Source organism: Achromobacter sp. SLBN-14 (assembly GCF_006715415.1).
Classification (GTDB): Bacteria; Pseudomonadota; Gammaproteobacteria; order Burkholderiales; family Burkholderiaceae_B; genus Achromobacter; species Achromobacter mucicolens.
The window spans coordinates 5,622,034-5,644,199 of record NZ_VFNE01000001.1 but is presented as its reverse complement, the minus strand read 5'-3'; the positions used below and the strand labels follow the sequence as shown (position 1 = coordinate 5,644,199).

At 65.1% G+C, this 22,166-nt stretch carries 19 protein-coding genes and 1 pseudogene; 11 read left to right on the top strand and 9 right to left on the bottom strand.

What is annotated here, in order from left to right:
• The first annotated feature begins 21 nt into the window (after positions 1-21).
• The 4 genes from hemW to ntrC all read left to right on the top strand — a co-directional run bounded on the left by hemW (position 22) and on the right by ntrC (position 5,595).
• Positions 22-1,242: a radical SAM family heme chaperone HemW gene (gene hemW, locus FBY20_RS25870; protein ID WP_142055392.1), complete on the top strand. Its 1,221-nt coding sequence runs from the start codon at positions 22-24 to the stop codon at positions 1,240-1,242.
• Between the two features lie 183 nt (positions 1,243-1,425).
• Positions 1,426-2,838 (top strand): type I glutamate--ammonia ligase, encoded by a 1,413-nt coding sequence (gene glnA / locus FBY20_RS25865; RefSeq protein WP_056317488.1) that lies wholly within the window; start codon positions 1,426-1,428, stop codon positions 2,836-2,838.
• Positions 2,839-3,025: 187 nt separating this feature from the next.
• Positions 3,026-4,090, top strand: a complete 1,065-nt coding sequence (gene glnL, locus FBY20_RS25860; RefSeq protein WP_056317491.1) for a nitrogen regulation protein NR(II) — start codon at positions 3,026-3,028, stop codon at positions 4,088-4,090.
• Positions 4,090-5,595 (top strand): nitrogen regulation protein NR(I), encoded by a 1,506-nt coding sequence (gene ntrC, locus FBY20_RS25855; protein ID WP_142055390.1) that lies wholly within the window; start codon positions 4,090-4,092, stop codon positions 5,593-5,595. The genes glnL and ntrC overlap by 1 nt, the downstream gene beginning before the upstream one ends.
• A gap of 30 nt (positions 5,596-5,625) precedes the next feature.
• Here ntrC and FBY20_RS25850 read toward each other — a convergent pair whose 3' ends face one another.
• Complete coding sequence (locus tag FBY20_RS25850; RefSeq protein WP_056317499.1) at positions 5,626-6,537, bottom strand: LysR family transcriptional regulator; 912 nt, start codon at positions 6,535-6,537, stop codon at positions 5,626-5,628.
• Positions 6,538-6,718: 181 nt separating this feature from the next.
• Here FBY20_RS25850 and FBY20_RS25845 point away from each other — a divergent pair, with 181 nt between their 5' ends.
• The 5 genes from FBY20_RS25845 to FBY20_RS25825 all read left to right on the top strand — a co-directional run bounded on the left by FBY20_RS25845 (position 6,719) and on the right by FBY20_RS25825 (position 11,133).
• Positions 6,719-7,417 carry a pirin family protein gene (locus FBY20_RS25845; protein WP_142055388.1) on the top strand — a complete coding sequence of 233 codons (699 nt, stop codon included), beginning with the start codon at positions 6,719-6,721 and terminating at the stop codon, positions 7,415-7,417.
• Positions 7,418-7,530: 113 nt separating this feature from the next.
• Positions 7,531-8,436: a pirin family protein gene (locus FBY20_RS25840; protein WP_056317505.1), complete on the top strand. Its 906-nt coding sequence runs from the start codon at positions 7,531-7,533 to the stop codon at positions 8,434-8,436.
• Between the two features lie 102 nt (positions 8,437-8,538).
• Entirely contained in the window at positions 8,539-9,129 is a 591-nt protein-coding gene (locus FBY20_RS25835) for an ABATE domain-containing protein (RefSeq protein ID WP_056317508.1), read from the top strand.
• A gap of 171 nt (positions 9,130-9,300) precedes the next feature.
• Entirely contained in the window at positions 9,301-10,173 is an 873-nt protein-coding gene (locus tag FBY20_RS25830) for an alpha/beta fold hydrolase (RefSeq protein ID WP_142055386.1), read from the top strand.
• 54 nt (positions 10,174-10,227) lie between these two features.
• Positions 10,228-11,133 carry a LysR family transcriptional regulator gene (locus tag FBY20_RS25825; protein ID WP_142055384.1) on the top strand — a complete coding sequence of 302 codons (906 nt, stop codon included), beginning with the start codon at positions 10,228-10,230 and terminating at the stop codon, positions 11,131-11,133.
• A gap of 6 nt (positions 11,134-11,139) precedes the next feature.
• Here the strand turns inward: FBY20_RS25825 and FBY20_RS25820 are convergent, their stop codons facing one another.
• Positions 11,140-11,604 (bottom strand): RidA family protein, encoded by a 465-nt coding sequence (locus tag FBY20_RS25820; RefSeq protein ID WP_142055382.1) that lies wholly within the window; start codon positions 11,602-11,604, stop codon positions 11,140-11,142.
• A gap of 55 nt (positions 11,605-11,659) precedes the next feature.
• A complete protein-coding gene (locus FBY20_RS25815; protein ID WP_056317518.1) occupies positions 11,660-12,406 on the bottom strand; it encodes an SDR family NAD(P)-dependent oxidoreductase in 747 nt (248 codons plus the stop codon).
• 207 nt (positions 12,407-12,613) lie between these two features.
• On the opposite strand from FBY20_RS25815, the gene FBY20_RS25810 reads away from it, so the two are divergent.
• Complete coding sequence (locus tag FBY20_RS25810) at positions 12,614-13,591, top strand: tripartite tricarboxylate transporter substrate binding protein (protein WP_062841199.1); 978 nt, start codon at positions 12,614-12,616, stop codon at positions 13,589-13,591.
• Between the two features lie 52 nt (positions 13,592-13,643).
• Here the strand turns inward: FBY20_RS25810 and FBY20_RS25805 are convergent, their stop codons facing one another.
• The 3 genes from FBY20_RS25805 to FBY20_RS25795 form a co-directional block, all read right to left on the bottom strand.
• Positions 13,644-14,420 carry an ABC transporter ATP-binding protein gene (locus FBY20_RS25805; protein WP_056317520.1) on the bottom strand — a complete coding sequence of 259 codons (777 nt, stop codon included), beginning with the start codon at positions 14,418-14,420 and terminating at the stop codon, positions 13,644-13,646.
• 5 nt (positions 14,421-14,425) lie between these two features.
• Positions 14,426-16,096, bottom strand: a complete 1,671-nt coding sequence (locus FBY20_RS25800; RefSeq protein ID WP_142055380.1) for an iron ABC transporter permease — start codon at positions 16,094-16,096, stop codon at positions 14,426-14,428.
• 144 nt (positions 16,097-16,240) lie between these two features.
• Entirely contained in the window at positions 16,241-17,284 is a 1,044-nt protein-coding gene (locus FBY20_RS25795) for a Fe(3+) ABC transporter substrate-binding protein (RefSeq protein ID WP_062841138.1), read from the bottom strand.
• 349 nt (positions 17,285-17,633) lie between these two features.
• Here FBY20_RS25795 and FBY20_RS25790 point away from each other — a divergent pair, with 349 nt between their 5' ends.
• Positions 17,634-18,410, top strand: a complete 777-nt coding sequence (locus FBY20_RS25790) for a ferredoxin--NADP reductase (RefSeq protein WP_056317527.1) — start codon at positions 17,634-17,636, stop codon at positions 18,408-18,410.
• Positions 18,411-18,576: 166 nt separating this feature from the next.
• Here the strand turns inward: FBY20_RS25790 and FBY20_RS25785 are convergent.
• The 3 genes and pseudogenes from FBY20_RS25785 to FBY20_RS25775 all read right to left on the bottom strand — a co-directional run bounded on the left by FBY20_RS25785 (position 18,577) and on the right by FBY20_RS25775 (position 22,137).
• Positions 18,577-19,694, bottom strand: a protein-coding gene (locus tag FBY20_RS25785) for an IS3 family transposase (RefSeq protein WP_255452355.1) whose coding sequence is annotated in 2 segments (ribosomal slippage) — positions 18,577-19,433 and positions 19,433-19,694 — 1,119 coding nt in all. Because the reading frame shifts where the segments join, the coding sequence is not laid out codon by codon here.
• Positions 19,695-19,779: 85 nt separating this feature from the next.
• Positions 19,780-21,068, bottom strand: a pseudogene (locus FBY20_RS25780) (IS3 family transposase); the annotation flags it as partial.
• Positions 21,069-21,174: 106 nt separating this feature from the next.
• Positions 21,175-22,137 (bottom strand): tripartite tricarboxylate transporter substrate binding protein, encoded by a 963-nt coding sequence (locus FBY20_RS25775; protein WP_142055378.1) that lies wholly within the window; start codon positions 22,135-22,137, stop codon positions 21,175-21,177.
• Between the last annotated feature and the right edge of the window lie 29 nt (positions 22,138-22,166).

Genomic DNA, 22,166 nt, shown 5'->3' with positions numbered 1-22,166 from the left:
AAGGCGCCAGGAATTTTCCGCATGTCCATCACCATTCCCATCCGCAACGACATGGGCGCGCCTAAGTCGCGCCTCGTCGTGCCTGCTGGCGCCACGCTGACCAGCCTGCCGCCGTTGTCCGTCTACGTCCACGTGCCCTGGTGCGTGCGCAAATGCCCTTACTGCGATTTCAACTCGCATGCCGCGCCAGGTGAAATTCCCGAGCGCGCCTATCTGGACGCGCTGCGCAGCGACCTGGAACAGTCGCTGCCGTCCATCTGGGGCCGGCAGGTGATTTCCGTCTTCATCGGCGGCGGCACGCCCAGCCTTCTGTCGGCCGCCGGCCTGGACGAACTGCTGGCGATGTTGCGGGCGTACCTGAACCTGTGGCCCGACGCCGAGATCACGATGGAGGCCAATCCGGGCACGGCCGAGGCCGGCCGGTTCCGGGACTACGCGGCCAGCGGGGTCACGCGCTTTTCGTTGGGCATTCAGAGCTTTGACGACGCCCAGTTGAAAAAGCTGGGCCGCATCCACGATGCCGCGCAGGCCCGCGCGGCGATCGACATGGCGCAGCGGGCGGCGCCCCGCGTCAATCTGGACGTGATGTTTGCCTTGCCCGGCCAGACGCTTGAGGCCTGTACGGCCGATCTGCGCGAGGCGATCTCGTTCGGCACCGAGCATCTGTCGCTGTACCACCTGACGATGGAACCGAACACGGTCTTCGCAAAGTTTCCACCCGAGGACCTGCCCGACGATGACACCAGCGCCGCCATGCAGGACGCGGTGGAGGCCGAGCTGGCCGCGGCGGGGCTGGCGCGCTACGAGGTCTCGGCCTACGCCAAGCCCGGCGCCCGGAGCCGCCACAACATGAATTACTGGGAATTCGGCGACTACCTGGGCATCGGTCCGGGCGCGCACGGCAAGCTGTCGTTCCATGACCGCATCGTGCGCGAGGCCCGCCTGAAGAACCCCGATTCCTGGATGCAGGCCGCGATGGCCCGGGATGGCAGGCACCTGGCCGAAAGCCGCCACGTGGGTCCGGACGAGCTGCCGTTCGAGTTCATGCTGAATGCCTTACGCCTGAAAGACGGCGTGGCGGCGACGGCGTTCAACGAGCGCACCGGTTTGTCGCTGGCCGTCATTGCGCACCAATTGGAGGCAGCCTCGAAACGGGGCTTGCTGGACGCCGATCCCACCCGCCTGCGGGCAACCCCGCTGGGCTGGCGCTTCCTCAATGACCTTCAGGAAATGTTCCTATAAGGTGCAAGCACCAAGATGGGGCGATCGTGCCCCACCTTTTGCACCATAGTGGTGCTACATTTCCCCAAGACCGACCTGCCTCCCCCCGGGAATACCGGGGTTAAACCTGGCACGCTTATTGCTTCCCTCTTTTATGCCAGTCGACGGGCAAAGCCCTCGACCCTTTTATCTAATGGAGATGACATGGCAAGCCCGAAAGACGTCCTGAAACAGATCGCCGATAACGAAGTGAAATTCGTGGATTTCCGCTTTACCGATACGGTTGGCCGTGAGCACCACGTTTCCGTGCCCACCACTGCTATCGATGAAGACAAGCTGGAAAGCGGGCAGGCTTTCGACGGTTCGTCGATTCCGGGCTGGAAGGGCATCGAAGCCTCCGACATGCTCCTCATCCCCGACTGCTCCACCGCCAACCTGGATCCGTTCCGCGAAGAGCCGACCCTGATCCTGTCGTGCGACGTGGTCGAACCGTCGGACCTGAAGGGCTATGACCGTGACCCGCGTTCGCTGGCCAAGCGCGCCGAAGCCTACCTGAAGTCCTCCGGCCTGGGCGACACCGCCTACTTCGGTCCGGAACCCGAATTCTTCGTGTTCGACGGCGTGACCTGGAACACCGACATGTCGGGCACGTTCGTCAAGATCAAGTCCGAAGAAGCGCCGTGGTCCACCGGCCTGGAATTCGAAGGCGGCAACACCGGCCATCGTCCTGGCGTGAAGGGCGGCTACTTCCCCGTTCCGCCGGTCGATTCGTTCCAGGACATGCGTTCGGAAATGTGCCTGCTGATGGAACAGATGGGCGTGCCGGTCGAAGTGCACCACCATGAAGTGGCGGCGCCCGGCCAGCTCGAAATCGGCACCAAGTTCAGCACGCTGGTCCAGCGCGCCGACTGGACGCAGATCGTCAAGTACATCGTGCACAACGTGGCCCACGCCTACGGCAAGACCGCCACGTTCATGCCCAAGCCCATCGTTGGCGACAACGGCTCCGGCATGCACGTCCACCAGTCCATCTGGAAGGACGGCCAGAACCTGTTCGCGGGCAACGGCTACGCCGGCCTGTCCGAATTCGCCTTGTACTACATCGGCGGCATCATCAAGCACGCCCGTGCCCTGAACGCCATCACCAACCCCGGCACGAACTCGTACAAGCGTCTGGTCCCGCACTTCGAAGCGCCCGTGAAGCTGGCTTACTCGGCCCGCAACCGCTCGGCCTCGATCCGCATTCCGTACGTCGGCAACCCGAAGGGCCGCCGCATCGAAACGCGCTTCCCGGATCCCCTGGCCAACCCGTACCTGGCTTTCTCGGCCCTGATGATGGCCGGCCTGGACGGCGTCCAGAACAAGATCCACCCGGGCGATCCGGCCGACAAGAACCTGTACGACCTGCCGCCGGAAGAAGACGCGAAGATCCCGACCGTCTGCGCCTCGCTGGAAGAAGCGCTGGAAGCCCTGGACAAGGATCGCGAGTTCCTGACCCGTGGCGGCGTGTTCAGCAACGACATGCTCAACGCCTACATCGACCTGAAGATGGCCGATGTGACGCGTCTGCGCATGACGACGCACCCGGTCGAATTCGACATGTACTACAGCCTCTGATGTCTTGAGGCCGTGGCTGGGGGGAGCGCGATGATGTAGGCAGAAACCAGGGCCCACACCACGCGCACCACCAGGTAGCCGCCCGATGAATTGCCCGCCCGGCGCCGCGCCGGCGGGCAGGGCGTCGGGCCGGCTCGCCCGTCGCGGACGCGTTCCGCTTTCCCCTGTCCATTCGGGTACGTTGAAAATGAATGTTGAAGCTCTCGATCTGCTAGCCACGTCAGTTTTCCTGGTCAACGAGCGCGGCCACATCGAATACGCCAACGCAGCCGCCGAGGACCTTTTCGGCCGTTCGCGCAAGCAACTTGGCGGGCACTCAGCCGCCACCCTGTACGACAACCCTGAGAATATCCAGTCATCGATCGACCGCGCCGCGGGCGGCAGGTACGCCGACGTGAGGCAACTGGCCTCGTTGCGCCGCGCCACCGAATCCGTGGAAGTCTCGGTGACCACCGTGGGACTGACCGGCCAGCGTTGGCCGGTACTGATCGAGACGCGTGAAATCGAGCAACGCGTGCTGGCCGACCGCAACCACCGGCTGGTGGACGAGATCGAAGCCCACCGCGAACTGCTGCGCAATCTGGCGCATGAAGTCAAGAATCCCCTGGGCGGACTGCGCGGCGCCGCGCAGTTGCTGGAGGCCGAGCTGCCCAGCGCGGCCCTGGCCGAGTACACCCAGGTCATCATTTCCGAAGCCGACCGCCTGCAGGCGCTGGTGGACCGCCTGAGCGGTCCGCAACGTGTGCCGCTCAATGCGCGGCCGGTGAACATCCATGAAATCTGCGAGCGCGTCTGCGCGCTGATCCAGGCCGAGTTCCGCAACGACGTCACGATCCAGCGCGACTACGACGCCTCGGTGCCGGACCTGAAGGGCGACGCCGCCCGCCTGATGCAGGCCGTGCTCAACGTTGCGCGCAATGCCGCGCAGGAGCTGGTGGCGCGTCCGCAAGGTCCGCAGACCGAACCCGGCGTGGTGACGCTGCGCACGCGTGTCGCGCGGCAGGTCATGCTGGCGCACCGTCAGCACCGCCTGGCGCTGGTGCTGTCCATCATCGACAACGGTCCTGGCGTGCCGGAACACATCCGCGACCGCATCTTCCACCCGCTGGTCACGGCCAGGGCGGGCGGCACCGGCCTGGGCCTGAGCCTGGCGCAGGACTTCGTGCAACAGCACGGCGGCATCATCGAATTTGAATCCCGACCGGGGCGCACCGAGTTTCGCCTGGTCCTCCCGATGGAGCCCGCAAACTGATGAAACCCGTATGGATCGTCGACGACGACCAGGCCATCCGCTGGGTCCTCGAAAAGGCCCTGGCCCGCGCTGGCGTCCCCACCCGCAGTTTTTCCCAATCGGCCGACGTGCTGGAGGCGCTTTCGCGTGAAACGCCCGTGGCGCTGGTGTCAGACATCCGCATGCCCGGCGGCAACGGCCTGGAGCTGTTGCGCCAACTGAAAGAGCGGCATCCCGGCCTGCCGGTCATCGTGATGACGGCATTCGCCGACCTGGACAGCACCGTGTCCGCGTTCCAGGGCGGCGCGTTCGATTACTTGGCCAAGCCGTTCGACGTGAACGAGGCGGTCGCGCTGATCCAGCGCGCCATGCAGGAATCGGCGCAGCCCGAAAGCCCGGAGGGGCAGGGCGAGGCGTCCCAGAACAACGAGCGCTGGATGATGACGCAATCGTCGTCCACCGCCATGCAGGAAGTCTTTCGCGCGATCGGCCGGCTGGCCCAATCCAAGGTCACCGTCCTGATCACCGGCGAATCCGGCACCGGCAAAGAGCTGGTGGCCCGCGCGCTGCACGGCCACGGCGTGCGTGCCAGCGGACCGTTCGTGGCGCTGAACGCCGCGGCCATCCCGCGCGATCTGCTGGAAGCCGAACTCTTCGGCCACGAGCGCGGCGCCTTCACCGGCGCCAACAATCTGCGCCGCGGCCGCTTCGAAGAGGCGCACGGCGGCACCTTGTTCCTGGACGAAATCGGCGACATGCCGATCGAACTGCAGACGCGCCTGCTCCGTGTGCTGGCCGAGGGCAGCTTCTACCGCGTCGGCGGCGCGCAACCCGTGCGCGTGGACGTGCGCATCGTGGCCGCCACGCACCAGCCGCTGGAGCAGCGGGTCGAGCAGGGGTTGTTTCGCGAAGACCTGTTTCACCGCTTGAACGTGATCCGGCTGCGGCTGCCGCCGCTGCGAGAGCGCGTCGAGGACATTCCCGCGCTGGCCCAGCACTTCCTGACCGCCAGCGCGCGCACGCTGGGCGTGCCCGTCAAGCGGTTGACGCCCGAGGCGCTGGCCGTGCTGACCAAGTTCGACTTTCCCGGCAACGTGCGCCAGCTTGAAAACTTCTGCCATTGGCTGACGGTGATGGCGCCGGGCCAGACGGTGGACCGCGTGGACCTGCCGCCCGAGATCCGGGCCATGGAACACCAGCCGCAGCCGGGCGCGGCGCCCTTGCGGGCCGCCCCGCCCGTCGCGGGAGTGGGCACCGTGGTGCAAGCCGGCGCGTACGCCGAGCAAGCCGCAGGCGACGCCGCGCCGCGCAATTGGCAGGATTCGCTGCTGCGCGACGCACAGTACCGGCTGGAGCGCGGCGAACCGGCCGTCATGGCGACGCTGACCCGCCAGTTCGAGAAGATCCTCTTGCAAAGCGCGCTGGACGCCAGCCGCGGGCGCCGGGTGGAAGCCGCCTCCCGTCTGGGGATCGGCCGCAATACCATCACGCGCAAGCTGCGCGAGCTGGGCATCGAAGACGAATAGCCGTGCAATGGGCCGGTCCGGTGGACCGGTCTATAGCCCGAGCAGGCTCTCGCACAGACGCGGGGATTTCAGCTTCTGCAGCCACCACTTCATGGCCTCGCCCGGCGGCTCCGCCCGCCAGGCGTAAGCCACGTGTTCCGTCAGGGACATGCCTTCATCCGTCTCACATACCACCAGCAGACCCTGCGCCAGGTAGGGCGCGGCCAGCGTCAGCGGCAGATAGCCGCAGCCCAGGCCGCGCACCTGCGCCTCGATCTTGGCCTGCATCGACGGCATCACCAGCGTCGGCTGATCCGACAGAATGCCGCGCGACTGCACGGGCAGGTTGCGTGAGGTGTCGGCAATAACGACCGCGCAGTAGCGCGTGATGTCGGCGCGGCTAAGCGGCTGGGGCAGGGCGGCCAGCGGATGGTTCGCCGCCACGCAGAATCCGAATTGCATCACGCCGATCGCCTGCGAGCGATAGGGACCCGTCGGCTCGCCCGCCGCGCCCGCACCGATCACCAGGTCCGCGCGCCCCGAGGTCAGCGCATCCCAGTTGCCGCTCAGGACTTCGGTGGAGAAACGGAGCGTCGTGGCGCTGCCCACCGCATGGAACTCATCGATCAGGTCATAGATGGGCCGCCACGGCAGCACCGCGCTGACCGCAATGCGCAGCTGCACCTCCCACCCCGTTGCGATGCGCTTGACCCGGCTGGCCAGTTCGTCCAGCGACTGCAGCAGATGCCGGCCGTCCTTGAGCAGCGCCTCGCCCGCTGGCGTCAAGAGCGCCCGATGCCCCGAGCGGTCAAACAGCAGCACGTCCAGGCCGTCTTCGAGCTTGCGGATGGAATACGTGACGGCGGAGGGCACCTTACCCAGTTCGCGCGCCGCCTTGGCGAAGCTGCCGTGGCGCGCGATGGCGTCGACGAGGACGAGGAGTTCGGGCGTGATGGGCTGCATGGAAGGGCGCCAAAAGTGGGGATTCAAAAAATTTGAATGAAGTCATCAAAATATAGCGCCAAAACCGGCGGTCAGGGCGCGCAGAATATCACTCATGCCGGGGTTGCAGACAAACGGCAAGGCGGAAAGCCCAGCCAAGACGCAGCCCTAACCATTCATATTATTGAAACAGGAGTTCACCATGCTTACGATCCGCCGCGCTGCTGAACGGGGTCACGCCAACCACGGATGGCTCGATTCGTTCCATACCTTCTCGTTTGCCAACTACTACGATCCGGCTCACATGGGCTTTGGCGCGCTGCGCGTCATCAACGACGACCGCATCGCCGCGGGCCGCGGCTTCGGCACGCACGGTCACCGGGACATGGAGATCATCACGTATGTCCTGGATGGCGCGATCGCTCACAAGGACAGCATGGGCAGCGGCTCGGAAATCCAGCCCGGCAACGTCCAGCGCATGAGCGCCGGCCGCGGCGTGATGCACTCGGAGTTCAACCCCCGCCCCGATGCCGAAACGCACATGCTGCAGATCTGGATCGAGCCGAACGTGACTGGCATTGCGCCGGAATACGAAGAGCGCGCCTTCAGCGATGCGCAAAAGCGTGGCCGTCTGCAAGCCCTGGTGTCGGGCGACGGCATCGACGGATCGATGAAGATCCATCAGGACGCGCGTCTGTACGCCGGTCTGTTCGATGGCGACGAGTCGGCCTCGCTGCCGCTGGCCGCCGGCCGCCGCGCCTGGGTCCATGTGGCCCGCGGCAGCGTGACCGTCACCGGCGCCGCGCTCAATGCCGGTGACGCCGTGGCGATCACCGACGCCGGCAGCGTCGAGCTGTCGGGCGGCAAGGACGCTGAAGTGCTGGTGTTCGACCTGGCCTGACGCCAACCGCCGGGCGGATCCTGGAATCCGCCCGGCTCACCCAATTACCCCCCATTACCTGCACCGAGGCCATTAAGATGGCCCCAGGCCAATCCATTGCGGAGCATTGCACCATGTCGACCCTGTCCCAAGCCGGCGAAAGCCAGATCGAAACCGTCGTGGTGCCGCGCACCAGCGACCTGGGCGGATTCTCCGTCCGCCGCGCCATCCCTTCCATGCAGCGCCGCAGCGTCGGTCCGTTCGTCTTCCTGGACCAGATGGGTCCGGCGGACTTCGACATCGGCACCGGCATCGACGTGCGGCCGCATCCGCATATCGGGCTGTCCACCGTCACCTACCTGTACGAAGGCTCCATGGTCCACCGCGACGGGGCAGGCAACACGCAAACCATCCTGCCCGGTGAAGTGAACTGGATGACCGCCGGCCGGGGAATCGTGCACTCCGAACGCTCCTCGCCGGAAAGCCGCCTCGCGCCGCAGCGGCTTTCGGGTCTGCAGATCTGGGTTGGCCTGCCCAAGGCGCACGAAGAAACCGATCCGGGTTTCGTGCATTACGGCCTGGATGCGCAGCCGGTGGTCGAAGGCGAGGGCGTGCGCGCCCAGGTCGTCGCCGGTTCGATGTTCGGCAAGACCTCGTCGGTCAAGACGCTGTCGCCGCTGTTCTACGGCGACCTGCAACTGCAACCGGGCGCCACGACGGTGCTGCCGGCCGAGCACGAAGAACGCGCGGCCTATCTGGCCAGTGGCACGGTGGAAATCGACGGCCAGGAATACGAGAGCGGTCGCCTGGTGGTGTTTGCCCCGGGCAAGCCGGTGCAGATCCGCGCCAAGACCGCCGCGCGCTTCGCGCTGCTGGGCGGCGAACCGCTCGACGGTCCGCGCTTCGTGTGGTGGAACTTCGTGTCCAGCAGCAAGGATCGGATCGAACAGGCCAAGCAGGATTGGCAACGCACGCGCTTCGATCAGATCGTGCCCGGCGACGAGACCGAATACATTCCGCTGCCGGAACCGCGCAACTGAGCGGGGCGGGATGACAATGCGTGAAGGGCGGCGCAATGCCGTCCGTGATCGTGTAACTTTTATTATTTAATTTTGAAGGTTACACTGTCGCCGGAGATCACCATGAACACCAGCCACGCACCCGAATTCCGACAACTGGGCGACCACGTCGCCCTGGACATGATCAACACCGTCGAGCAGAGCAGCGCCGGCCCCGTCGACCGATGGCAGTCGGATGCGGACGTGGCGGGCTGGCTGTCGCTAGCGGGTGTCGCCGCCGCGCAGGGCGCCGCGCCGTCCGGTTTGCTGGAAAGCGCGCGCGGCCTGCGCGAAACCGTCCGAGAGCTGGTCGCCCAGCGCAAGGCGCACGCACGGCTGGCGCTTTCCGCGCTGAATCGCGCACTGGCGGCGGGCGGCAGTCACCTCGAGCTTGCGCCGGCAGACGATGGCAGCCTGGTGGTGTCGCGCCGCTATCCCTCGCAGACGGCGGCGCAATGGCTGCTGCCGGTGGCAGAGGCGGCCGCCGATCTGCTGGCGCATGGCGACTTCGGCCTGGTACGCAAATGCGAAAGCGATGCGTGCTCGCTCTGGTTCTACGACCGTACGCGCTCGCACAAACGGCGCTGGTGCAGCATGGCGTTGTGCGGCAACCGCCACAAGGTGGCGGCATTCCGGCAGCGCGAGGCGGCGGACGCCAGCGCCAAGGCGAAATGACAATGATCGATGGTTTCCAGCCCGGCTCATGCCGGGCTTTTTCATGGCCGCGCCAAATCATCCTTGCGTAACCAGTAAAACTGATGTTGACAGGTTACTCAAAATGCGTAGACTGTGCCGTGAAGCTTCGAAACCCCATCGTCATTCCTTGCCCGAATACCGGAGATCCTCATGAACGCCCAGTCCGACCACACCGTCCATTACCGCCATGCGCAAGCCGACGGCCTGCGCTTTTTCTATCGCGAAGCCGGCGACCCGCAAGCGCCCGTACTCCTGCTGCTGCATGGCTTTCCCACGTCGTCGCATCAGTTCCGCAATGTCATTCCGCAACTGGCCGCGCACTTTCGCGTCATCGCGCCCGATCTGCCCGGCTTTGGCTTCACCGAAGTCCCGGCCGAGCGCGGCTACCGCTACACCTTCGACAACCTGGCCAAATCGCTGGAAGCGTTCGTGGACGAACTGGGGCTGACCCGCTACGCGATGTATTTCTTCGACTACGGCGCGCCGACTGGCTTGCGGCTTGCGGTGGCGCACCCCGAGCGCGTGACCGGCCTCGTGTCGCAGAACGGGAACGCGTATCTCGACGGCCTGGGCGACGCGTGGGCGCCCATCCGCGCCTACTGGAACGACCCGTCGCCCGCAAACCGCCAGACCATTCACGACGCCATCCTGAACTTCGAAGGGACCAAGTGGCAGTACGTGCACGGCGTGGCGGATCCGGACAGCGTCGCGCCCGAAGGCTATACGCTGGACGCGGCCCTGCTTGAACGGCCGGGCAACAAGGAAATCCAGCTCGACCTGTTTCTGGACTATGCGAACAACCTGACGCAATACCCCGCGTTCCAGGCGTTCTTCCGTCAGGCCCGGGTGCCGACGCTGGCAATCTGGGGGCGCAACGATCCGTTCTTCATTCCGCCGGGCGCCGAGGCCTATCGTCGCGACAATCCGGATGCCGTGGTTGAACTGCTGGACACCGGCCACTTCGCGCTGGAAACTCACGGCCATTACATCGCCCAGCGCATCATCGATGTGTTGGGGCGCTGACCGGCAAGGGCGGCACTATGGTTTCCCCGGCCGGATGTCACGGCAGGAGCCCGAATGACGCGCCACTTTGACGACCTGCAGCTGGGCAGCATCGAGATGTTCTGCCTGGCGGCGGAACTCAGCAGTTTTACCGCGGCCGCCAACGCCGCGGGCGTAACGCCGGCGGCCGTCAGCCGCAGCGTCTCGCGGCTGGAGGCGCGGCTGGGCATCCGGCTGTTCGTGCGCAGCACCCGGCATATCCGCCTGAGCGATGAAGGTCGCGCCTACTTCGACCAGGTGCGCCCGGCCATTGCGCAACTGGTCGACGCGGAACGCCAGGTGGGCGGGCAGGGCGCGGCGGGGCGGCTTCGCATCAGCCTGCCCACGCCCTATGCGCATTACCGCGTCCTGCCGCTGCTGCCCGCGTTTCGCGACAAGTATCCCAACGTGGACGTGCACGTTCACATCAGCAACCGCAATGTCGATTTTGCCGATGACGGCTATGACCTGTCGGTGCGCGGGCGCGCGCCCGACGACTCGGCGCTGATCGCGCGCAAGCTGGAGGATGCGGAGCTGGTGGTGGTCGGCGCGCCCGAGTACCTTCGCCGGCGCGGCACGCCGCAAGCGCTGGCGGATCTGGCCGCGCACGATTGCATCCAGTTCGACCGGCCCAGCAGCGGTCGCCGCATTCCGTGGACGTTTCAGGTGGACGGCGAAGCGGTCGACATCGTGACCGACGGCGCCTATGGCACGGGCGAGGATGTGCTGGGCGGCGTGACATTGGCCCGGGCGGGCGCCGGGCTATTCCAGACGTATCGCTTCGTGGTCGAGGATGACCTGCGCAAGGGCAGGCTGACCGAAGTGCTGCAGCAACATGGCGGCAGCACCCGGCCGTTCGTGTTGCTGTACCCGCATGCCCGGCACGTATCGCGCCGGGTCCGGGCGTTTGTCGATTTTCTGGTCGACAAGCTGGCGGACTGAGCGAGGTCAGCGGCCTTTCAACTGGGCGATCACCACCAGGATCACTGCCGCGTTGCCCGGCTGCTGCGCAACCGAATTGGCGGTGCGCGCGTGGCCGGCCTTATCGCCGAGCACTCGCGCGAACAGGCCGGATGCGCCATCCAGCACGGTGGGCTGATCCAGAAAGCCCGGCGCGCTGGCCACATAGCCTTCGACACGGACAAGGTGGTCCAGCCGGTCGAAGCTGCCGGTGTGCTGGCGAATCTGCGCCAGCACGTTCAGCGCGGCAAGTTCGGCGGCCTGCCGGCCCTGATCGACAGTAAGCTCCGCGCCCACCCGGCCCTGCCACACCACGCGCCCGTCGCGCAGCGGCAATTGGCCCGAGATGAACAGCAGGTCGCCCGCCTGGCTGACGGCGGTGTATTGGCCCAGTGGCTGGGGGGCGGGCGGAAGGGTCAGGCCTAGGTCAGCCAGTCTGGCTTCAATGGTCATGGTGATCTCTTAGCATTGGGACACCCGCCGCGCGGCGGGTGTCCGCTGGGGTTTGCTACCAGTGGCCGGCGGCGGCGCCGCCATCGACCGGAAGGATCGCGCCGGTGGTGTAGGCCGAATCGGTCAGGTAGGTCACCGCCCCGACAATGTCCTCCACCTTGCCCATGCGGCCGGCCGGCTGCAACGAATTCAGGAAGCCGAACGTGGCCGGATCGTGCATCGGCGTCTCGATGATGCCGGGCGCCACCGCGTTGACGCGGATGTTCCTGTCCGACAATTCGATCGCCAAGGCCCGTGTGGCGTGATTCAGGCCGCCCTTGATCAGCACGGGCAGCAGCGCGGGGACCCGGCTGCTGGGCTGCATGGCGATGCTGGCCGTGATGTTGACGATGTGACCCTCGCGGTTTTCGGACATATGCGCCGCCGCCTGCTGGGTGATGTGAAAGAAGCCCTTCAGGTTGGTGTCGATGATGCGGTCCAGGTCATCGTCGGTGTACTCGCCCAGCGGCTTGGGAATGAAGATCCCGGCGTTGTTGACCAGCACGTCGATGCGGCCGAACCGCTCGGTGGCCTGGCGCACGATGGCGCGGGCGGTGCTGGCAAGGGCGATGTCGCCGGCGACAGCCAGGAAGCGGTCGGGCAGGCCCAGTCCTTCGTGCGCCAGGCGCTCGGCAGCCGCATCCAATCCCTGCTGGCTGCGGGCGTTGCCCACCACGTTGTCGCCGCGGCGCAGGTATGCCTGCGCGAGGGCAAATCCGATTCCGCTGGACGCGCCCGTGATCACTACAGTCTTGTTCGACATTTCAATACTCCGGTTTGGCTTTTGGGATGCCTGCGCGCTCAGACAGTGAGACGAACTATAGGAGCGGGCGGCCAGGCAATAAACGCCCGTGGCGGAACATGAATTGATACTTGGCGGAACAAGCGCGGGCGTCGCCGCTGGGCGGCGGCGCCGTCCGGCGATAAGATGCGCTACCCGTGCATCAACAACAAACGGGAGGGAGACATCATGCGTTGCAATACCCATCATGCGCTGCGCGGATTGGCCGCGCTGGCGTTGATCCAATGCGCCATGCCGGCGCACGCCGCCGGCTATCCGGCCAAGCCCATCACCTTCATCGTGCCGTATACCGCCGGCGGGACCACCGATCTGGTCGCGCGCACGGCGGGACAGAAGGTGGCCGAGAAACTCGGGCAGCCTGTCATCGTCGAGAACCGTCCCGGGGCGGGCGGCAACATCGGGATGGATGCCGTGGCCAAGGCGGCGCCGGACGGCTACGTCATCGGCTTTGGCGCGATCTCGACGAATGCGCTCAATCCCTTCGTGTACCCGAAGATGCCGTTCGATCCGACCAAGGATTTCACGGGAATCAGCATGCTGGGCGCCTCGTCCGTGGTGCTGGAGGTGGGGCCGTCCGTAAAAGTGGACAGCGTCAAGGATCTGGTGGCCTACGCCAAGGCAAATCCCAACACTTCGTACGGCACGCCCGGCACGGGCACGTCCATGCACCTTGCGGGGGTGATGTTCGACCAGGTGACCGGGGCTGGCATGCAGCACGTGCCGTACAAGGGCAGCGCCCAGGCCTTGAACGATCTGCTGGGCGGGCACCTGCCGGTGATGTTCGACAACCTGCCCGCATCGCTGCCGCACATCAATGCGGGCAAGATCCGAGCCCTGGCGGTGACGGGCAGCAAGCGTGCGCCGGCATTGCCAAACGTGCCGACGCTGGCCGAACTGGGCTATTCAGGGGCGGTGGTGGATCCGTGGTTTGCGGTGTATGGGCCGGCCGGCATGTCGCCCGAGGTGACGCGCGCGTTGAGCGAAGCCTTCCAGGCGGCGCTCGCCATGCCGGACGTCAAGGACAAGCTTGAGAAGGCCGGCTTCATGCCCTATGGCTCGACCCCGCAGGAAGTCGAGCGTCTGACGCAAAGCCAGCATGAGGCCTTCAAGGCCTTGTCGCAGAAGGTGAAGCTGTCGGCGGACTGATCCGCCAGGCGCGGTCCCGGCACGGCTGGCGCCGGGGGCGCCGGGACCGCGGCTAGCGGCCGCGCGCCAGCGCCTGTTCGCGCTGCTCTTCAAGCGCCTCGCGGCGGATGAAGTCGCGCACGAAGGCGTCGGCCGGGTGATGGTGCAGGTTGTAGGGCGTGTCCCACTGCGCGATACGGCCCTTCGCCATCACCCCGATGCGGTCGGCGATCGCGAAGGCTTCGGCCTGGTTGTGCGTGACCAGGATCGCGGTGTGGCCCGTGGTCTTCAGGATCTCGCGCACCTCGAAGGCCAGGCGCTCGCGCGTGTCCACGTCCAGGTTCGAGAACGGTTCGTCCAGCAGCAGCAGGTCGGGCGACGGCGCCAGCGCGCGCGCCAATGCCACGCGTTGCTGCTGGCCGCCGGAGATCTCGTGGGGATAGCTGCTGGCGGCATGCGCCAGGCCGACGAGTTCCAGCATTTCCTCGACGCGGCGGGCGCGATCCTGCCGCGACAGCTTGCGCAGTCCGAACGCCACGTTCAGGCCGACGGTCAGATGGGGAAACAGCGCGTAGTCCTGGAACATCATGCCCACGCGGCGCAGCTCGGGCGCAACCTGTTCGGTGGGCGATGAGATGACCGTGCCGTCCAGCAGGATGCGGCCGGCTCGCACCGGCTCGAAGCCGGCAATGGCGCGCAGCACGGTGGTCTTGCCGCAGCCGGATTCGCCCAGCAGGCAGCCGATGTGGCCGGCGGGCAGGCCCAGCGACAAGTCCTGCACGATCGGCTTGACGCCCGCGGGCGTCTCGTAGGCGAGGGAGATATGGTCGATTTCTAACAGATCGGGCACGATGATCAATGTCCCATTTTCAGATTGGTGCGCGCCAGCAGGATGACCGGCAGCAGGCCGGCCAGGACAATGGCCAGCGCGGCCACGGCGCCTTCTTCGTACGTGCCGCGCGCGGCTTCCGCGTACAGCCACGTGGCAAGGGTGTCGAAATTCATGGGGCGCAGCAGCAGGGTGGCGGGCAGTTCCTTCATGGCGTCCACGAACACCAGCAGCGCGCTGGCCGCCAGCGCCGGACGCAGCAGGGGCAAATGGACGCGGCGCAGGGTGCCGGCCGACGTCTCGCCCAGCAGGCGCGAGGCCTGCTCGAGCGACGGCGGGATGCGCGCCAGCCCGGCTTCCACCGCCCCGGTCGAAATCGCCAGGAAGCGAATGGCATAGGCGCAGACCAGCGCGCCCATCGAGCCCATCAGGAACAGGCCCGTGCCGCCGAAGACGCGCGCGACGGCGGTGTCGATCCACACGAACGGGGTGAGAAGGCCAATGGCCAGCACGGTGCCGGGCACCGCGTAGCCCAGGCTGGCGACGCGGGCGCACGCGCGGCCCGGGTTGAACCCGGCGCTTTCGCGCAGGCTGCGGCCCGCCCACGCAACGATCAGGCCGCACAGCAGGGTGACGACCGTGGCGCTGGACGCGACGATGAGGGTGTTGGTCAAGCCGCCGATCAACTGGTCCGAGACGCCGCCCACCAGATGCAGGCGCTTGTAGGTTTCCACGACCAGATACAGCGCTGGCGCGACGAAGCCCACCAGCACCGGAATCCAGCCCAGCACGGCCGCCACCGCGGCAGCGGCGCCCCGCAGCCGGCGCGGCTGCATCGGGCGCATGCGCTGCGTGTTGGCATAGCGCTGCCGCTTGCGGCCGTGGCGTTCCAGCAGGATCAGGCCGATGACGATCGCCAGCATGGTCAGCGCAATCTGCGCTGCGCCGGCGAGGTCCGAACGGGTCACCCAGGTGGTGTAGACGGAGACGGTCAGCGTTTGCACGCCGAGAAATTCGGAGGCCCCGATATCGTTCAGCGTTTCGAGCAGGGCCAGGCTCACGCCCACCACGATCGCGGGACGGGCAAGGGGCAGGGCGACGCGGCAGAACACCGCCACACGGCCCGCGCCCAACGTCCGGGCCGCTTCAAGCAGGCCGGCCGCCTGCGTCATGAACATGACGCGGGTGCTCAGGTAGACGTAGGGATACAGCACGAAGCCCAGCACGAAGATGGCGCCGTAGATGGAGCGCAAATCGGGCAGTCGGAACTCGCGCGGGCTGTCGTAGCCCAGCAGGGCGCGGATCGCCGACTGGATGGGGCCGATGGGATGCAGCAGGTCGAGGTAGGCGAACGCAATGATGTAGGTCGGCACGGCCAGGGGCAGCAACAGCGCCCAGGTCAGCATCCGGCGCGTCGGAAATTCGTAGGCGGTCACCAGCCAGGCGGCCCCGGTGCCCAGCAACGTCACGACGATACCCACGCCGGCCAGCAGCATCACCGTGTTCGCCATCGCCTGCGGCAGCACATAGCTGGCCAGGTGCTGCCAGTGCCCAAGGCTGCCGCCCAGCGCCCACCAGCCCAGCGTCAAGACCGGCGCAAGCACCGCCAACGCGATCAGGCCGGCGCCAACCAGCCAGCCGGTTCCGCGTTCAGACCAGCGCAGCCGCAGCGGCCTGGGCAAGGATTCTGTATACATGCTTCAAAGTCGGTTGCATCAAAGGCAAGGCCTGTTCCCCCCAAAAAGCGGGAACAGGCCCTACGCGCGGCCCCGGTTCAGGGGCACGCGCGTGTCGTTGCCGTGGTCACGCGCTGCACGCCGGCAGCGCGGTGCGGCAGCTTATCAGTTATCGAAGCCGACCTTGTCCACCAGTTCGCTGGCTTGCTTGCGATGCTTGGCGATCTCGGTCAGGGGCAGGGGATCGACCTTCAGTTCACCGAAGCTTGCGATCACCGGGTCCAGCTTCACGCCCTTGCGGACGGGATACTCGTAATTGGCCTGGGCGTACATGGCCTGGGCGGGTTCGGACACCAGGAAGTCCAGCAGCTTGACGGCGTTGGCCTTGTTGGGGGCGTGCGCCGCGACCGCCGCGCCGCTGACGTTCACGTGCGTGCCGCCGCTCTTGGCGTTGGCGAACGTCGGGCGGATGACCTTGATGGCGTCGCCCCACTTGCGGGCGTCGGTGCCGGGCTCGGCGTTCTTCATGTGGCCCACGTAGTAGGCGTTGGCCAGGCCGATGTCGCAAATGCCGCCCAGGATGTCGCGCGCCACGTCGCGATCGCCGCCGGCGGCCTTGCGGGCCAGGTTGGCCTTGACGCCGCGCAGCCACTTTTCGGTGGCTTCGGCGCCGTCATGCGCGATCATGGAGGCGACCAGCGCGGTGTTGTAGGGGTGCTGGCCCGAGCGGATGCAGACCTTGCCCTTCCACTTGGGGTCGGCCAGGTCTTCGTAGCGGAACGCTTCGAGCTTCAGGTCCTTTTCGACGTACAACACGCGGTCGCGCAACGACAGGGCATACCATTTGCCATCGGCGCCGCGCAGGTTGGCGGGAATGACCGAATTGAGGGTGTCCGACTTGACGGCTTGCGTCACGCCGCCGTCTACCAGGTCGAGCAGGTTGCCGATGTCCACGGTCATCAGCACGTCGGCGGGCGACTTGGCGCCTTCGGCCTTCACTCGCTCGAGCAGGCCGTCCTTGACGAAGACGGTGTTCACCTTGATGCCGCTTTCCTTGGTGAAGGCATCCAGCAGCGGCTGGATCAGCTTGGGTTCCCGGGTGGTGTACAGGCTGACTTCCTCGGCGGCGTTGGCCGACACGGTGAAGGCGGCGGCGCCAGCCAGCGCGAGCGCGCGCAGCAGCGAATTCAATTGGGGACGATTGATCATGAGGGGAACTCCAGCTAGGGCCGAAACGAATTTTTTGCCGCGCGCCTGCTGCGCGCAGGAAGGCGCCGCCACGCAAAGCAGTCTGCTAACGAAAATGATTATCAAAAGAGAGAGCGACAATAACAGGAAGCATTGCGCCGTTCAACTGCTCGTAAGCCGTCCTTGCAAGACGTTGATCCCCGTCAACTTGGAATAAGGGTATTACGGAATAATGAGAGCAGTTATCAACGAGACCTTGTAGAATAGGGACAACCCTAATGCCGACCGCGGCCTTTTTTTGCGGCTCGGAATGACCTTCGCGGCGCAGCCGGGCCCCGTCCGACCACCGTCCGCCCTTACTGAATACGACATGGCTGCTTTCAACACAGAGCGCGTACTTAGCGTGCACCACTGGAACGACACCCTGTTTTCCTTCACCACGACGCGTGACGCGGCCTTGCGGTTCCACAATGGCCACTTCGTGATGATCGGCCTCGAAGTCGAAGGCAAGCCGCTGCTGCGGGCCTACAGCATCGCCAGCGCCAACTACGAAGAAAACCTCGAATTCCTCAGCATCAAGGTGCAGAACGGCCCGCTCACTTCGCGCCTGCAGCACCTGAAAGAGGGCGACACCATCCTCGTCAGCCGCAAGCCCGTCGGCACGCTGGTCGTCGACGACCTCAAGCCCGGCAAGCATCTGTTCCTGTTCGGCACCGGTACCGGCCTGGCGCCCTTCATGAGCATCATCAAGGACCCGGACGTCTACGAACGCTTCGACAAGGTCATTCTGGTGCACGGCGTGCGCTGGGTCAGCGAGCTGGCCTACGCCGACTACATCGAGAACGAACTGCCGAACAACGAATTCTTCGGCGATATCGTGCGCGACAAGCTGGTGTACTACCCCACCGTCACGCGCGAGCCTTTCCGCAATCAAGGCCGCATCACAGAACTGCTTGAAAACGGCAAGCTCTGCGCCGACATCGGCATTCCGCAGATCAACCCCGAAACCGATCGCGCCATGATTTGCGGCAGCCCGCACATGCTGGCCGACATCAGCGCCATGCTCGACAGCCGCGGCTTCACCGTGTCGCCGGGCGTGGGCCAGCCGGGCGACTACGTCGTCGAACGCGCCTTCGTGGACAAATAAGCCAGACGGCTTCCGTTCACGGCTTCAACAAAAAACCCATCGCACATCTGAACTGACCCCCAGAAGTTGGACGGTCGACTAAAGCCCGAAGGCCTGAGCTCGGTATTGCACCGGGCTCAGGCCTTTTAGCTTGAGCTTGATGACCTTCCCCCACAAATTGGACAGTTCAAAACTGGAAAGTGGCTGCCTCTTTGGGTTGCGCTGACCACTTTTGAACGTACTCACTCGGGGTCAGATGGCCGAGTGAACCGTGAGGACGGTGATGGTTGTAATCGTCCTGCCAAGCTCGCAGTTTTTGCTGCAGGTCGTGCAACGTGATGAATTCATGCACATTCAGGAATTCATCACGCAATCGACCGTTGAACGACTCGATGAGCCCATTATCCGTCGGCTTGCCTGGGCGTGTGTAATCGAGTTTGATGCCGTGTCGGTATGCCCAGTCGTCTAACGCCCGAGACGTAAATTCCGTTCCGTTATCGACGGTGATCGCCTTGGGCCAGCCGCGCAGAACCGCAGACCGGTCCAGTGCCTGACCGACGCCCCGGCCCGTTTGCCGAAAGTTGGCCTCTAGACACACACTCTCGCGACTCCATTGATCGATGACGGTCAAGATGCGAACGCTGCGCCCATCGAGCATCTGATCATGAACGAAATCCATGCTCCAGTGCTGGTTCGGCCCGGTTGGCACCGGTGGCTTGCCCCGAAGTAGCGCAATGCGCTTGCGACGTTTGACCTTCATTCGCAGTTGCAAGCCTTCCAGGCTGTAAAGGCGATACACGCGCTTCTTGCCTACGTTCCAGCCTTCGCGTTGCAGCATCACTAACACGCGCCGGTAGCCGAACCTCGGACGACTCAGGGCAATGTCGCGAATGCGCTGACGCAGCGCGCTTTGGTCCCGCGCATGGCTCTTGGCGTACCAGGTCGACCGTTGCAGCAACGCCAGTGCGCAGGCGCGCTGCACGCTGATCCGGAAGCGCTCGTGCATCCAAGCCGCCAGCTCGCGCCGCTTGGCGGCCTTCAGACTTTTTTTCGCACCACCTCCTGCAGGATCTGCTTGTCCAGTGTCAGATCAGCGACGATGCGCCGCAGCCGTGCGTTCTCATCCTCGAGCTGCTTGAGCTTACGCAGTTCGCTTACACCGAAGTCGGCGTACTTCTTCTTCCAGGTATAGAAGGTCGCCTCGGACACACCAAGCTGCCGACAGACGTCGACCACCGGCGTACCGCTATCTGCCAGTCGCAGCGCATACGTGATCTGCTCTTCGGTAAATCTCGACCGTTTCATGGCTCCTCCTCGCCCCGTTCGGGGCGCTGAGAAGCAACCATACCTCTAGTTTTGACCTGTACGGATATTCCGGGGGCACGTCATTGATGCGATCGTGATTGTAGTAACGGATGTACTGCCGGATGCCGGCCTGCAACTGCTCGATGCTCTCGAAGCGGTTCAGGTGGAAGAACTCTGCCTTGAGCGTGCCGAAGAAGCTTTCCATGGCGGCGTTGTCCAGGCAGTTGCCCTTGCGTGACATGCTCTGCGTCACTGACCGGGCCGCAAGCATCTGCCGGTAGATAGGCTGCTGGTATTGCCAACCCTGGTCGGAGTGCAGCACGGGACGCTCCGCCGGCCGCAGCCGCGCCAGCGCCTTCTTTAACATGCTGCCCACAAGCTTGAACACCGGCCGGCGGCTGGTCTCGTAAGCCACGATCTCGCCGTTGAACAGGTCCATCACCGGCGACAGGTACAGCTTCTCGCCGCGCACGTTGAACTCGGTCACGTCGGTGACCCACTTCTCGTTCGGACGGGCTGCCTCGAAGTCGCGCGCCAACACGTTGGCCGTCACGTGGTGTGACTGGCCCCGGTAGGAGCGGTACTTCTTGGCGCGCACGAGCGACTTCAAGCCCAGCGCCTGCATCAGCTTCTGCACCGTCTTGTGATTCACCAGCTCACCCGCTTGGCGCAGCACGGCCGTGATCCGGCGGTAGCCATAGCGGCCCTTGTGCAGCGCATAGACTGCGTTGATGTGCTGCTTGAGCTTGGCGTACGGGTCCACGGCGCCAAGCGCCTTCAGGTGGTAATAGAACGTGCTGCGCGACAGCTTGGCTGCTCTGAGCAATAGCGCCAGCGGATGACGATGCCTCAACCCTTGGACCATTTGCGCTTTTTCACCAGCGCTTCGGTCCGTTCCGCTTGGATCAAGGCATCGAGTTTTTTTAGGTAATCGAGCTCCGCTCGCAGGTACGCGTTCTCTTCGCGCAACTGCTTCTCTGTCATGTCCTTGGGTGTTGGCTCGGGTGGATACTTGTGTGGCATGGCGGGGCTGTCTCGACGTCTGGGCTCCAATGCGCCCATTCCGCCCTCATCATACCCACGACGCCATTTGCCGATGATCCCGGAATCGCCCAAGTTGTAAACCGCCACCGCCTGCCTGTCCGACAAGCCGTCCTGCTCGATGCGCTTCAACACCTCAAACTTGAATTGCGCCGAATATCGCTTGCGCGGCCTAACTAAACCACCCTGTCCATGCAGTTGGTAGACAGCCACCCATCGCCGCAGCAACGAATAGTCCACGCCGACCTCCCGCGCCACTTCCGCGTAACTTTGCTGTTCAGACAGATACCGCCGGACAACGTCCAGCTTGAACTGCTCGTCGTACTTCGCCATGCAAAAACCCCCGAAGGTTGGATCAAAGTCCAACTTTCGGGGGTCAGTTCAATCGCGATGGGTTTTTTGTTTTGGCGTGAAGCGGCAACGCCACGCTTGGCGGGAATCACTCGGGCTGAATGCCTGCCTTCTTGATGATCTCACCCCACTTCTTGGACTCGGCTTGCTGGAAGGTGGCCAGTTCCTGGGGCGACGAGCTGGCGGCGTCCGTGCCTGTCTGCGCATAGAACTGTTGGGCGGCCTTGGCCTTGGTGGCATTGACCAGCAGTTCGTTCAGGCGCTTGACCACGTCGGGCGGCGTGCCGGCCGGCGCGTAGGCAGCGAACCAGTAGCCCATTTCGTAACCGGGCACGCCGGCTTCCGCGATGGTGGGCACGTCGGGCGCCAGCGGCGAGCGGGCCTTGCCCGTGACGCCCAGCGCACGAAGCTTGCCGGACTTGACCTGCGGCAGACCCGTGGCCGTGTCGGTGATCATCATGTCGATCTGGCCGCCCAGCAGGTCGGTAACCGCGAGCGGGTTGCTCTTGTACGGCACGTGCAGCAGTTGCACATTGGCCATCTGCTGCAATAGCTCGCCGGCGATGCGGCTGCTGGAACTGCCGCTGCCAAAGCTCAGCTTGCCCGGCGACTGCTTGGCCTGCGCCAGGAAGTCGCCCACGGTCTTGGCGGGCGAACTGGGATTGACCACCATGATCTGCCCGCCCTTGCCCAGCAGCGTGAGGGGCGCGAAATCCTTGACGGGATCGTAGGTCAGCGACTTGTACAGGTGCTCGTTGGCCGCGTGCGTGGTGTTGGTGGTGATGAGCACGGTATAGCCATCGGGCGTTGCACGGGCGCCGGCGGCCGCGCCGATCATGGCGCTGGCGCCGGGCTTGTTCTCGATCACGACCGCCTGGCCGGTCTGCTCGGTGACGCCCTGGCCGATGGCCCGGCCGATCTGGTCGGTCGCGCTGCCCGCCGCGAACGGCACGATGAAAGTGATGGGCTTGGCGGGAAATTGCGCCATGGCCGAGAAGGGCAGGGCGGCGGCCAGCAGCAGGGCCAGCCGGCCCTTGGTAGTGATGCGCATGTATGTCTCCTGTGGTGTTTTTTTATCGG